Origin of the sequence: Streptomyces sp. C (assembly GCF_000158895.1) — a bacterium.
In the GTDB taxonomy this organism is placed as follows: Bacteria; Actinomycetota; Actinomycetes; order Streptomycetales; family Streptomycetaceae; genus Streptomyces; species Streptomyces racemochromogenes.
Map to the genome: position 1 here is coordinate 5,708,533 of NZ_GG657750.1, position 12,899 is coordinate 5,721,431.

The 12,899-nt window shown below is 72.3% G+C and carries 14 protein-coding genes; 10 read left to right on the forward strand and 4 right to left on the reverse strand.

Annotation, left to right across the window (positions count from 1 at the left end; translation table 11 throughout):
* From dxr to SSNG_RS25990, 6 genes are all read left to right on the forward strand, one after another.
* On the forward strand, positions 1–1,252 hold a 1,252-nt coding region (dxr, locus tag SSNG_RS25965), incomplete at its 5' end, for a 1-deoxy-D-xylulose-5-phosphate reductoisomerase (protein ID WP_007266886.1).
* Positions 1,249–2,550, forward strand: a complete 1,302-nt coding sequence (locus tag SSNG_RS25970; protein WP_042801927.1) for a site-2 protease family protein — start codon at positions 1,249–1,251, stop codon at positions 2,548–2,550. The genes dxr and SSNG_RS25970, both read left to right, overlap by 4 nt.
* Before the next feature lie 176 nt (positions 2,551–2,726).
* Positions 2,727–3,884, forward strand: a complete 1,158-nt coding sequence (ispG, locus tag SSNG_RS25975; protein WP_007266888.1) for a flavodoxin-dependent (E)-4-hydroxy-3-methylbut-2-enyl-diphosphate synthase — start codon at positions 2,727–2,729, stop codon at positions 3,882–3,884.
* A 169-nt stretch (positions 3,885–4,053) separates the two neighbouring features.
* Positions 4,054–4,899, forward strand: a complete 846-nt coding sequence (locus SSNG_RS25980) for a GNAT family N-acetyltransferase (RefSeq protein ID WP_206731333.1) — start codon at positions 4,054–4,056, stop codon at positions 4,897–4,899.
* A 74-nt stretch (positions 4,900–4,973) separates the two neighbouring features.
* Positions 4,974–5,558 (forward strand): GNAT family N-acetyltransferase, encoded by a 585-nt coding sequence (locus SSNG_RS25985; RefSeq protein ID WP_050779731.1) that lies wholly within the window; start codon positions 4,974–4,976, stop codon positions 5,556–5,558.
* A 44-nt stretch (positions 5,559–5,602) separates the two neighbouring features.
* On the forward strand, positions 5,603–7,315 hold the full coding sequence (locus SSNG_RS25990; RefSeq protein WP_007266891.1) for a proline--tRNA ligase: 1,713 nt from the start codon (positions 5,603–5,605) through the stop codon (positions 7,313–7,315).
* A 34-nt stretch (positions 7,316–7,349) separates the two neighbouring features.
* Here SSNG_RS25990 and SSNG_RS25995 read toward each other — a convergent pair whose 3' ends face one another.
* From SSNG_RS25995 to SSNG_RS26010, 4 genes are read right to left on the reverse strand one after another with little or no spacing between them, the layout of a single operon-like run.
* Positions 7,350–8,162 (reverse strand): slipin family protein, encoded by an 813-nt coding sequence (locus SSNG_RS25995; protein WP_007266892.1) that lies wholly within the window; start codon positions 8,160–8,162, stop codon positions 7,350–7,352.
* 43 nt (positions 8,163–8,205) lie between these two features.
* A complete protein-coding gene (locus tag SSNG_RS26000) occupies positions 8,206–9,108 on the reverse strand; it encodes an aminoglycoside phosphotransferase family protein (RefSeq protein WP_007266893.1) in 903 nt (300 codons plus the stop codon).
* 16 nt (positions 9,109–9,124) lie between these two features.
* Entirely contained in the window at positions 9,125–9,583 is a 459-nt protein-coding gene (locus SSNG_RS26005) for a ferritin-like domain-containing protein (protein WP_042801932.1), read from the reverse strand.
* Positions 9,580–10,167: a hypothetical protein gene (locus SSNG_RS26010; protein WP_128637150.1), complete on the reverse strand. Its 588-nt coding sequence runs from the start codon at positions 10,165–10,167 to the stop codon at positions 9,580–9,582. Before SSNG_RS26010 ends, SSNG_RS26005 begins: the two co-directional genes overlap by 4 nt.
* 157 nt (positions 10,168–10,324) lie before the next feature.
* Between SSNG_RS26010 and rimP the strand changes: the two genes are divergently transcribed.
* From rimP to SSNG_RS26030, 4 genes are all read left to right on the forward strand, one after another.
* Positions 10,325–10,837, forward strand: a complete 513-nt coding sequence (rimP, locus tag SSNG_RS26015; RefSeq protein WP_007266896.1) for a ribosome maturation factor RimP — start codon at positions 10,325–10,327, stop codon at positions 10,835–10,837.
* A 2-nt stretch (positions 10,838–10,839) separates the two neighbouring features.
* Positions 10,840–11,841 (forward strand): transcription termination factor NusA, encoded by a 1,002-nt coding sequence (gene nusA, locus SSNG_RS26020; RefSeq protein ID WP_007266897.1) that lies wholly within the window; start codon positions 10,840–10,842, stop codon positions 11,839–11,841.
* Between the two features lie 144 nt (positions 11,842–11,985).
* Entirely contained in the window at positions 11,986–12,273 is a 288-nt protein-coding gene (locus SSNG_RS26025; protein WP_007266898.1) for a YlxR family protein, read from the forward strand.
* A gap of 148 nt (positions 12,274–12,421) precedes the next feature.
* The coding region (locus SSNG_RS26030; RefSeq protein ID WP_007266899.1) for a translation initiation factor IF-2 N-terminal domain-containing protein at positions 12,422–12,899 on the forward strand (478 nt) is incomplete at its 3' end.

Below are 12,899 nucleotides of genomic sequence, written 5' to 3' on the forward strand. Positions count from 1 at the left end.
GAGCGACAGTCCAGCCCCCCTCGCCGACCCGCACCTCCTCTTCGACGCCGCGGCCGGCCGCCGGGACATCGTCATCCTCGGGTCGACCGGGTCCATCGGCACCCAGGCCATCGACCTCGCCCTGCGCAACCCGGACCGGTTCCGGGTCACCGCGCTGTCCGCCGCCGGCGGGCGCGTCGACCTGCTGGCCGAGCAGGCCCGCCGGCTCCGGGTCCGGGCCGTGGCCGTCGCCCGCGAGGACGCCGTACCGGCCCTGAAGGAGGCGCTGGGCGAGCAGTACGGCACCGGCGAGCCGCTGCCCGAGATCCTGGCCGGACCCGACGCGGCCGCCGAACTCGCCGCCTCCGACTGCCACACCGTCCTGAACGGCATCACCGGCTCCATCGGCCTCGCCCCCACCCTCGCGGCGCTGCGGGCGGGCCGCACCCTGGCCCTGGCCAACAAGGAGTCGCTGATCGTCGGTGGCCCGCTGGTCAAGGCCCTCGCCAAGCCCGGGCAGATCATCCCCGTGGACTCCGAGCACGCGGCCCTGTTCCAGGCCCTCGCCGCCGGCACCCGCGCCGACGTCCGCAAGCTCGTGGTCACCGCGTCCGGCGGCCCCTTCCGCGGCCGCACCCGCGCCGAGCTGGCCGCCGTCACCGTCGAGGACGCCCTCGCGCACCCCACCTGGGCCATGGGCCCGGTCATCACCGTGAACTCGGCGACCCTGGTCAACAAGGGGCTGGAGGTCATCGAGGCGCACCTGCTCTACGACATCCCCTTCGACCGCATCGAGGTCGTGGTCCACCCGCAGTCCTACGTGCACTCCATGGTCGAGTTCACCGACGGCTCCACCCTCGCCCAGGCCACCCCGCCGGACATGCGCGGCCCCATCGCGATCGGCCTCGGCTGGCCCCAGCGGGTCCCCGACGCCTCCCGCTCCTTCGACTGGACCAAGGCCTCCACCTGGGAGTTCTTCCCGCTCGACACCGAGGCCTTCCCCTCGGTCGGCCTCGCCCGGCACGTGGGCACCCTGGGCGGCACCGCCCCCGCCGTCTTCAACGCGGCGAACGAGGAGTGCGTGGACGCCTTCCTGGCCGGCCGGATGCCGTTCACAGGAATCATGGATACGGTCTCCGCAGTGGTCGACGAGCACGGAACGCCCACCTCGGGAACTTCCCTGACGGTGGCGGACGTCCTGGAAGCGGAGACCTGGGCCAGGGCCCGGGCACGGGAGATGGCGGCGCGGGCCGCCGTGGAGGCGGGCGCATGACCTTGCTGCTGACCCTGACGGGCGTGCTCGTCTTCGTCGTCGGGCTGCTCTTCTCGATCGCCTGGCACGAGCTCGGCCACCTCTCCACGGCCAAGCTCTTCGGCATCCGCGTGCCCCAGTACATGGTCGGCTTCGGCAGGACCATCTGGTCCCGCAAGAAGGGCGAGACCGAGTACGGGATCAAGGCCATCCCGATGGGCGGCTACATCCGCATGATCGGGATGTTCCCGCCCGGCGAGGACGGCAAGGTCACCGCCCGCTCCACCTCGCCGTTCCGGTCGATGATCGAGGACGCCCGCTCGGCGGCCTACGAGGAGCTCCAGCCCGGCGACGAGACGCGGCTCTTCTACACGCGCAAGCCCTGGAAGCGCGTGATCGTCATGTTCGCGGGCCCCTTCATGAACCTGGTGCTCGCCCTCGCGATCTTCTTCGGCGTCTGGATGACCTTCGGCATCAACCGGACCACCACCCAGATCGCCAGCGTCTCGCCCTGCGTCATCCAGCAGAGCGAGAAGCGCGACGTCTGCAAGGACGGCGACCCGGTGGCCCCCGCGAAGAAGGCCGGCCTGCGGCCCGACGACCGGATCGTCGCCTTCAACGGCAAGAAGGTGGCCGACTGGGCCGCCCTCCAGAAGCGGATCCGCGACACCGTCGGCCCCGCCACCGTCACCGTCGTGCGCGACGGGCAGCAGCTCGGCATCCCCGTCGACCTGATCGCCAACCAGGTCGCCAAGACCGACGGCCACGGCGGCTACGTCAAGGGCCAGTACGTCACGGCCGGCTGGCTCGGCTTCAGCCCCAAGAGCGAGATCGCCGCCCTGTCCTTCGGCGAGTCCGTCGACCACATGGCCGAGATCGTCGACAGCAGCGTCCAGGGCCTCCTCAAGCTCCCCGCCAAGATCCCCGCCCTCTGGAACGCGGCCTTCGGCGGCGCCGAGCGCGAGGCCGACTCCCCGATGGGCATCGTCGGAGCGGCCCGGATGAGCGGCGACATCGCAGCCCTGGACCTGCCCAGCGAGCAGAAGATGTCGATCCTGCTCAACGTGCTCGGCATGTTCAACCTCTCGCTGTTCCTGTTCAACATGCTGCCCCTGCTGCCCCTGGACGGCGGGCACATCGCCGGCGCCCTGTGGGAGTCCCTGCGCCGCACCGTGGCCAAGGTCTTCCGGCGCGCCGACCCCGGCCCCTTCGACGTGGCGAAGCTGATGCCCGCCGCGTACGTGGTCGCCGGCGTGTTCGTCTGCTTCACGCTGCTGGTGCTCGTCGCGGACGTGGTCAACCCGATCAAGATCACCTAGCCGTACCGGCCCCACCCCGACGGCGACCGGAGCCGGGCACGCATCGTGCCCGGCTCCCTACGTTCGGGTGGCGCGACCCCCTCGGATGCAAGGGGCGCGCGCTGCTTGGCGTAACCTCGAAGGCTGGAGCCCGCCGATCTCGGGACCTCGATCCACACCTTGGGGTTGCACAGCAGATGACTGCCATCTCTCTCGGAATGCCGTCCGTGCCGACGAAGCTTGCCGACCGCCGGGTCAGCCGCAAGATCCAGGTCGGTTCCGTGGCCGTCGGCGGCGACGCGCCCGTCTCGGTGCAGTCGATGACCACGACCCGCACCTCCGACATCGGCGCCACCCTCCAGCAGATCGCCGAGCTGACCGCCTCCGGCTGCCAGATCGTCCGCGTCGCCTGCCCGACGCAGGACGACGCCGACGCGCTGGCCGTCATCGCGAAGAAGTCGCAGATCCCGGTCATCGCCGACATCCACTTCCAGCCCAAGTACGTGTTCGCCGCGATCGACGCCGGCTGCGCCGCCGTCCGCGTCAACCCCGGCAACATCAAGCAGTTCGACGACAAGGTCAAGGAGATCGCGCACGCCGCCAAGGACGCGGGCACGCCGATCCGCATCGGCGTCAACGCCGGCTCCCTCGACGCCCGCCTGTTGAAGAAGTACGGCAAGGCCACCCCCGAGGCGCTCGTCGAGTCCGCGCTGTGGGAGGCCTCCCTCTTCGAGGAGCACGGCTTCGGCGACATCAAGATCTCGGTCAAGCACAACGACCCCGTCGTCATGGTCAACGCCTACCGCCAGCTCGCCGCCCAGTGCGACTACCCGCTGCACCTCGGCGTCACCGAGGCCGGCCCCGCCTTCCAGGGCACCATCAAGTCCGCCGTCGCCTTCGGCGCGCTGCTCTCCGAGGGCATCGGCGACACCATCCGCGTCTCGCTCTCCGCGCCGCCGGTCGAGGAGGTCAAGGTCGGCAACCAGATCCTGGAGTCGCTGAACCTCAAGCCGCGCCGCCTGGAGATCGTCTCCTGCCCCTCCTGCGGCCGCGCCCAGGTCGACGTCTACAAGCTGGCCGAGGAGGTCACCGCCGGCCTGGACGGCATGACCGTCCCGCTGCGCGTCGCCGTCATGGGCTGCGTCGTCAACGGCCCCGGCGAGGCCCGCGAGGCCGACCTCGGCGTCGCCTCCGGCAACGGCAAGGGCCAGATCTTCGTCAAGGGCGAGGTCATCAAGACCGTCCCCGAGTCGAAGATCGTGGAGACCCTCATCGAAGAGGCGCTGAAGATCGCCGAGCAGATGGAGAAGGACGGCGTCGCCTCCGGCGAGCCCAGCGTCGCCATCGGCGTCTGAGCCCGGTCCGGGTCCCGGTTCCTTCCGGCCTTGTCCCAGGTGCCTCCCCGGCCCCGTCCGCGCAGCTCGCGGCCGGGGCCGGGCCCTTTTCGTGACCTGCGGGACCAGGCGTGCGCAGGTTGCGCCGGGTACAGTGCGGAGATCAGCAGACTTGCACGGTGAGGCCCCAGTGTTGACGCAGACCACGACCAGGGTCCTTGAACCCAGTGATCTCGACGCCGCGCTCGCCATCCTCGGACGCGAGCCGGTCGAGAACGCCTTCGTCACCTCCCGGGTCCAGGTCGCCGGACTCGATCCGTGGCGCCTGGGCGGAGAGATGTGGGGCTGGTACGCCGACGGCGACCTCCGCGCCCTCTGCTACGCCGGCGCCAACCTGGTCCCCGTCTGCGCCGGCCCCGACGCCGTACGCGCCTTCGCCGACCGCGCCCGCCGCACCGGCCGCCGCTGCTCCTCCATCGTCGGCCCCGCCGAGCCCACCCGGCTGCTGTGGCAGCTCCTGGAGCCCAGCTGGGGCCCCGCCCGCGACGTCCGCGCCCACCAGCCGCTCATGGTCACCGAGCAGCCGTCCGCCGACATCGCCGCCGACCCCCTGGTCCGCCGGATCCGCAAGGACGAGATGGACCTGATCATGCCCGCCTGCGTGGCCATGTTCACCGAGGAGGTCGGCATCTCGCCGCTCGCCGGGGACGGCGGACTGCTCTACCAGGCCCGCGTCGCCGAGCTCGTCGGCAGCGGCCGCTCCTTCGCCCGCGTCGAGAACGGCAAGGTCGTCTTCAAGGCCGAGATCGGCGCCGCCACCACGGCCGCCTGCCAGATCCAGGGCGTGTGGGTGGCCCCCGAGTTCCGCGGCCGCGGGCACTCCGAGACCGGCATGGCCGCCGTGGTCGAGTACGCGCTGCGCGACGTGGCCCCGGTGGTCAGCCTCTACGTCAACGACTTCAACACCGCCGCCCGCGCCGCCTACAGCAGGGTGGGCTTCCGCGAGGTGGGCGCGTTCATGAGCGTCCTGTTCTGACCTGTGGAGAAGGGCGTCCGGTTTCGTGCGGGAAGCCGTACCGGAGCGGCCCTACCCCGAAGTATGGTCGCCGCATGCTGCCTACTTCCCCGGGCGAGGACGCCGTACGGCCCGCCGGACTCCGCATCGGGCGCCTCGACCTGGCCGGCCGGGTGGACGAAGCCCTGCGCGTCCAGGCCGTCGCCTTCGGGCTCAGCGAGGAGGAGGTCGGCATCCGGCGCTACATCGTCCAGCGCCACATGACGTGTCCCGGCGCCCGCGCGCTCGGCGCCTTCACCGAGGACGGGGCGCTGGCCGGCTTCGTCTACGGCATGCCCAACGACCGCGGCCACTGGTGGTCCACCATCGTCGAGCCCTACCTGCGGGCCGGCGGCACCGATCACTGGCTCGACCACTCCTTCGTCATCACCGAACTGCACGTCCACCCCGGCTTCCAGGGCCGCGGCGTCGGCCGCGCCCTCATCACCCGGATCACCGACAGCGCCGCAGAACCCCGCTCGATCCTCTCCGCCATCGACACCGACAGCCCGGCCCGCGGGCTCTACGCCGCCCTCGGCTACCGGGACCTGGCCCGGAAGGTCCACTTCCCGAGCGCGAGCCTGCCGTACGCGGTCATGGGCGCCCCGCTTCCCCTGCTCAGGCCCCCGCGCGCGGACTGAAAACGGGTTTCCGGGGGCGGCGGGGTTGTCGGTAGCCTCCCGGCATGTCCACTCACCACGTGTCCACGCACCACGTACAGCGCATGTCCCGCCTCATGGCCAAGACCCTCCGTGAGGACCCCGCCGACGCCGAGACCCTCAGCCACCGCCTCCTGGTGCGGGCCGGCTACGTCCGGCGCAGCTCCGCCGGGGTGTGGACCTGGCTGCCGCTCGGCAAGAAGGTGCTGGACAACGTCTCGCGCATCGTCCGCGAGGAGATGGACGCCATCGGCGCGCAGGAGGTGCTGCTGCCGGCGCTGCTGCCCAAGGAGCCGTACGAGGTCAGCGGCCGCTGGTCGGAGTACGGGGACCTGCTGTTCCGGCTGAAGGACCGCAAGGGCGCCGACTACCTCCTCGGCCCCACCCACGAGGAGATCTTCACCCTCGTGGTGAAGGACCAGTGCACGTCCTACAAGGACCTGCCGGTCATGCTGTACCAGATCCAGACCAAGTACCGGGACGAGGCCCGGCCCCGGTCCGGCGTACTGCGCGGCCGCGAGTTCCAGATGAAGGACTCGTACTCCTTCGACGTGTCGGACGAGGGGCTCGCCGAGTCCTACCGGCTGCACCGCGAGGCGTACGTGCGCATCTTCGAGCGCCTCGGCCTGGACCACCGCATCGTGTCGGCCGTGTCGGGCGCGATGGGCGGCTCGGCGTCGGAGGAGTTCCTCGCGCCGGCCGGCGCGGGCGAGGACACCTTCGCGGACTGCCCGAGCTGTGACTACGCGGCGAACACGGAGGCGGTCACGTTCGCGCTGAAGGCGGTGGAGGGGGATGCGCATCCCGCCCTGGAGGAGATCCCGACCCCCGACACCCCCACCATCGAGACCCTGGCCGCGCACCTCGGCGTGCCGGCCTCCGCGACGCTGAAGAACCTGCTGGTCAAGGTGGACGGCGAGATCACCGCCGTCGGCGTGCCCGGAGACCGCGAGGTGGACCTCGGCAAGCTCGGGGAGCACCTGGCCCCGGCGGTGGTGGAGCTGGTGACGGCCGAGGACTTCGCCGACCGGCCCGACCTGGTACGCGGGTACGTGGGCCCGCAGGGCCTGGAGAAGGTCCGCTACCTCGCCGACCCGCGCGTCGCGCCGGGGACGGCGTGGGTGACCGGCGCCAACAAGGCCGACACGCACGCCCGCAACGTGGTCTGCGGCCGGGACTTCGAAGTGGACCGGTACCTGGACGTGGTCGTCGTCGAGCCGGGCGACCCCTGCCCGGCGTGTGGTGCGGGGCTGAAGCTGGACCGGGCCATCGAGATCGGGCACATCTTCCAGCTGGGCCGCAAGTACGCCGACGCCTTCGGGCTGGACGTCCTCGGCAAGGAGGGCAAGCCGGTCCGGGTCACCATGGGCTCCTACGGCATCGGCGTCTCCCGCGCGGTCGCCGCGCTGGCCGAGCAGACGGCCGACGAGCGGGGCCTGCGCTGGCCCGCGGCGGTGGCCCCGGCCGACGTCCACGTGGTGGCGGCGGGCAAGGCCGTGCCGCTCGCGCTGGCGGAGGAAGCGGCGGCCGCCCTGGCCGCGGCGGGCCGGCGGGTCCTGCTGGACGACCGCCCGGGGCTGTCGCCGGGCGTCAAGCTGACGGACGCGGAGCTGATCGGCGTGCCGTGGATCCTGGTGGCGGGCCGCCGCTCCGCCGAGGGCGTCGTCGAACTCCAGGACCGCGCCGCGGGCACCCGCGAGGAACTGCCCTTGACGGAGGCGTTGGCCCGGCTGGTGTAGGGGCGGGCCCGGGCAGCGGCGGACCCCCGGCGGGTCACGCCGGTGGCGGGCCGGCCGGCGGCCGGGGCGGTTCGGGCGCGGGAGCGACGGGGGCGGCGCGTTCCAGGAAGCGGAGGAGTTCCACCGGGAAGGGGAGGACCAGGGTGGAGTTCTTCTCCGCCGCCACCGCGATCACCGTCTGCAGGAGGCGGAGCTGGAGGGCCGCCGGCTGGTCCGACATGACGGCCGCGGCTTCGGCCAGCTTGTGCGAGGCCTGGAGTTCGGCGTCCGCGTTGATGACGCGGGCGCGGCGCTCGCGGTCGGCCTCCGCCTGGCGGGCCATCGAGCGCTTCATCGTCTCCGGGAGGGAGACGTCCTTGATCTCCACGCGGTCGATCTGGACGCCCCAGCCCATCGCCGGGCTGTCGATCATGAGCTCCAGGCCCTGGTTGAGCTTCTCGCGGTTCGAGAGGAGGTCGTCCAGGTCGCTCTTGCCGATGATCGAGCGGAGAGAGGTCTGCGCCATCTGGGAGACGGCGAAGCGGTAGTCCTCCACCGCGATGATCGCGCTCGCCGGGTCGACCACCTTGAAGTAGACGACCGCGTCCACGCGGACCGTGACGTTGTCGCGGGTGATGCCCTCCTGCGCCGGGACGGGGAGGGTGACGATCTGGAGGTTGACCTTGTGTAGGCGGTCGGCCACCGGGAGGATCATCGTGAAGCCGGGCGGGCGGACGCCTTCACGGAGGCGGCCGAAGCGGAAGACCACCCCGCGCTCGTACTGCTTCACCACCCGGGCGGCCGCACCCAGGTAGACCGCGACGCCCGTGGCGGCGGCGATTCCCGCTGTCAGCAGTTCCTCGACCATGACGGCCCCCTGCCGGACATGTGCCTTTTGTAGGGTTATGCCCTCACAGCCAGGCCGCGAACTCCAGCAGGAGCTCCGCGTCGCGCCTGCGGCCGGCGGCCAGGGCGCGGACGCCGGACTCCACCGCCCGGAACACCGTCCAGGCCCGCAGCCGCTCCCGGTCCACCTCCAGCGAGTCGGCGAGCTTGTTCACCCGCCGCCGGGCCCCGGCCGCCCCCGCCGAGGCGGCCATCTGGTCCTCCAGCCGGTCCCGGACCAGCCGGGCCAGGTCGTAGGCCCGCTCGCCGACCAGCGGGTCCGGGCCCACCGTCAGCCACGGGGCGCGTTCGGCGGCCAGGACCTTGCCCTGGCGGAAGTTCCCGTGCAGGAGGAGGGACTCGGGCGGCGCGGCCGTCAGCTCGGCCTGGAGGGCGAGGGCCGTTTGCGCCAGCGGTCGGGCTTCCGGCGGAGCCGAGCGCAGGAGCTCGCACTGCGCGGTCGTGCGCTCGGCCACCGTCTCGAAGGAGTGGTCCCGCGGCGGGCCCACCCACAGCCGGCGCAGCGTGCCGCAGGCCTCCAGCAGGGCCTTGGCGTCCGGCAGCGAACGCAGCGACACGTCGGGGTGCAGCCGCTCCAGCAGCAGCGCCCCGTCCTCCTCGTGGTGACGCGAGTCGAGGACCCGTACGGCTCCGAAGCCGCCCCAGTGCGCGAGCGCGGCCAGCTCCCGGCCGGGATCCGCCCCGGGCGGCGCCAGCTTCAGGGCGGCCGGGGTGCCGTCGGGGTAGCGAACCAGCAGCACCACGCTGCTGCGCCCGCCCGGGGCCTGCATCCGCTGGGCCGTGACGTCCCGCCGCTTCAGCGCCTCCTCGGCGAGCTCGGGCAGGCGCCCCAGCCACTCCGTGTCCCGCTCGGTCGGCGGCAGCTCGCCGAGCGCCCGTACGAGCCGCTGCGGCGGTTCGAAAGCCATGCGTGCCTGGTCCCTTTCAGCTGGTACGGGCCGCCTGTGCGCGTTCCGTGAGCCCAGGGAAGGCTACGCCGACACCGCGCCAGCGTGCCGCCCGCACGGCCGCCGCGCTCAGCGCGTCAGCCGCCTCGCGGCGCAACTGGCCGTCCGCGGACCGCACGAGGTCGGAGTACGCGCCCGCCACCCGGTCCTCGATCACGGCGGCCAGCCGCTCGGAGTCGGCCGGGGTGCGCACCTCGAAGGGCAGGGCGTACGCGGCCTCGGCGGGCTGCGGTGCGCCGCCCAGCTCCCGGACGGTCCGGGTCAGCCGGTCGCGGCGGGCCAGGTGGGCGCCGTACGCCTCCCGGGCCTCGTTCGCGCGGGCCTGCGCGATGCGCGCGCCGATCACCCCGTACGCGTACGCGGCGGCGTGCTCGGCGGCCAGCGCTGCCTGGGCGGCCGGGAGCGGACCGCGGGCGGGGGAGGGCGAGGGCTTCACGAGGCGGCTCCCGGGGTGGAGGTGAGCAGGTAGGCGTGGACGGCCCCGCAGGCCGCCACCGAGGCGAGCATCCGGGCCAGCTCCCCGGGGGCGCCGGCCAGGGTGATGGTCCGGGCCTCCGACAGGTCCCGCTCCGCGTCCGCGAGCGCGCTCAGGGCCTCGGCGGGCTGCGCCGGGACCGGCTCCTTGCGCGCCGCCGGGGCACCGGCGGCGGGCGCCGCGGCGCCGGACGAGGACGGGGAGGACGGGGAAGGCGGGCCCGGGCGGGGCGAGGGCTTCCCGGCAGCGGGGTCGGCGGGGGCCAGGGCCCTCGTGTGCGCCGCGACGGCCTCGCGCAGCGGTCCGAGGCGCTCGGCGAGCCCGGGATGGGCCGCCAGGGTGGCGTCGTAACGTTCCAGCAGTTGCCGGCTGTCCCGGACGGCGCCCTCCCGCATCCGCCGATCGAGTGCGATCCCGCTGTCGGCGCCCGGCGCGGCACCACTGCCGGAGCAGCCGGTCAGCAGCACGGCCCCGGTCGCGCCGGCGGCTCCGGCGAGCAGGCTCCTTCGGGAGGGCGAGCGCCTCGAAGGCGTGGTCAAGGGCACGGCGGCCTCCTCGGGGGGTGGTTGCGGGGCAGGGTGTGATCACGGTACCCGGGGGTCCCGTCCACAGCGCGGACGGCAACACCCTCCGCGACCGGATACCCTTTGACCTGACACGACGGAAAACCACAACAGCACACGCGGCCGAGGAGTCACCCGGATGAGCACCACCCAGAGCGACAGGCTGCGCGGACTGCTGGAGCCACTCGTCGCCGCCAAGGGCCTGGACCTCGAGGACATCGAGCTCTCCAAGGCGGGCAAGCGCCGCATGCTGCGCATCATCGTGGATTCCGATGAGGGTGTCGACCTGGACGAATGCGCCGAGCTGAGCCGTGAGATCTCCGACCGGCTCGACGAGTCCGACGTGATGGGCGAGGACGAGTACAACCTCGAAGTCAGCTCCCCGGGCGCGGACCGCCCGCTCAGCGAGCGCCGTCACTACGTTCGGGCGACCGGTCGCCTCGTCAAGTTTCAGCTCTCCGCCGAAGGTGAAAAGGGTGCCGGGGAACTGATCGCCCGCATCCTCGGTGTCGACGACGAGGGCATGGACCTCGAAGTGCCGGGTGTGAAGGGCCGCAAGGCGACCGCCCGTCGTATCGCATTCACCGACGTCGCCAAGGCGCGCGTCGAGATCGAGTTCAGCCGCAAGGACAAGAAGGAAGAGGAGGCGTAGCCGTGGACATCGACATGAGTGCCCTGCGGGGTCTGGTCCGGGAGAAGGAGATCTCCTTCGACCTGCTCGTCGAGGCGATCGAGTCGGCCCTCCTCATCGCGTACCACCGCACCGAGGGCAGCTTCCGGCGCGCCCGTGTCGTGCTCGACCGCACCAACGGTCACGTGGTCGTGTGGGCGACCGAGGACCCCAGGGACCTCGAAGAGGGGCAGGAGCCCAAGGAGTTCGACGACACGCCGTCGGACTTCGGGCGCATCGCCGCGACGACAGCCAAGCAGGTGATCCTCCAGCGTCTGCGCGACGCCGAGGACGACCTGACCTTCGGCGAGTTCGCCGGCCGCGAGGGCGACGTCATCACCGGCGTCGTCCAGCAGGGCAAGGACCCCAAGAACGTCCTCGTCGACATCGGCAAGCTGGAGGCCATCCTGCCGGTGCAGGAGCAGGTCCCCGGCGAGGAGTACACGCACGGCCTCCGTCTGAAGACGTACGTCGTGCGGGTGGCGAAGGGTGTCCGCGGTCCGTCCGTGACCCTGTCGCGCACCCACCCGAACCTGGTGAAGAAGCTCTTCGCGCTGGAGGTCCCGGAGATCGCCGACGGCAGCGTCGAGATCTCCGCGATCGCCCGTGAGGCCGGTCACCGCACCAAGATCGCCGTCCGGTCCACCCGCTCGGGCCTCAACCCGAAGGGCGCCTGCATCGGCCCGATGGGCGCCCGCGTGCGCAACGTGATGGCCGAGCTGCACGGCGAGAAGATCGACATCGTCGACTGGTCGGACGACCCGGCCGAGATGGTGGCGAACGCGCTGTCACCCGCCCGGGTGAGCAAGGTCGAGGTCGTGGACTGGGACACCCGCTCCGCGCGGGTGACCGTGCCGGACTACCAGCTGTCGCTGGCGATCGGCAAGGAGGGGCAGAACGCCCGCCTCGCCGCCCGCCTCACCGGCTGGCGCATCGACATCCGGCCCGACACCGAGGTGCCCGCCGACGCGGACGCCGGTGCCTGACCGGGAATAAACCGCTACCGGCCGGGGGTTCCCGGCCGGTAGACAGGTACTCCGGCACCGCCGGAGTACCTCGGAAATCACGACGACATCCGTTCGATTTTTCACCTGAAGGGGTGAGGTCGGTACGGGGAGGTAGACTTAGGCGTGTCTGGCCGGACGCAAGCCCGCGCATGCCCCGAACGCACCTGTGTGGGGTGCCGGGAGCGAGCGGCCAAGAGCGATCTGCTGCGGGTCGTGGCGATCGGGGACGAATGCGTCTCCGATCCTCGCGGTACGCTGCCCGGCCGGGGTGCCTACGTGCACCCCGCCGTGGTCTGCCTCGACCAGGCGGTCCGCCGCCGGGCGTTCCCCCGGGCCCTCAGGTCCGCCGGAGCGCTCGACACGGAGGGACTGCGCAAGACCCTGGCCGCACCGGCCGAGGCGACACCGTAAGAAGAAGTACGGCACGGACACCCCGTGCGGTCAGGTACCTCGCGAGTTGGAAGTAGGTCGAGATTGCGATGAGCACTCGATGAGTACGCGATGAGTACGCCCATGAAGTAGCGACGGTCCGGCGTAACCCGGACCTAAAAGGAGCGAAGTGGCTAAGGTCCGGGTATACGAACTCGCCAAGGAGTTCGGAGTGGAGAGCAAGGTCGTCATGGCCAAGCTCCAAGAACTCGGTGAATTCGTCCGTTCGGCGTCCTCGACGATCGAGGCGCCGGTTGTACGCAAGTTGACTGACGCACTGCAGGGGCCCGGCGGCAACGCCGGCAAGTCCGCTGCGAAGCCCGGCGCGCCCCGCAAGGCCGCGCCCGCCAAGCCCGCGGCGCCCTCCCCGGCGTCCGCGGCACGTCCCGCTGCCCCCAAGCCCGGTGTGCCGGCGGCCCCCAAGCCCGCCGCCGCCGAGGCCCCCGCGGTCAGCGCCCCGGTGACTCCGGCCGCTCCCGGCCCGCGTCCCGGTCCCAAGGCTCCCGCCCCGAAGCCCGCTCCGGCGGCGCCCGTGGCGACCGAGTTCTCCGCGCCTCCGGCGGCCCCGGCCGCTCCCGCGCGTCCCGCCGCTTCCCCCGGCCCGCGTC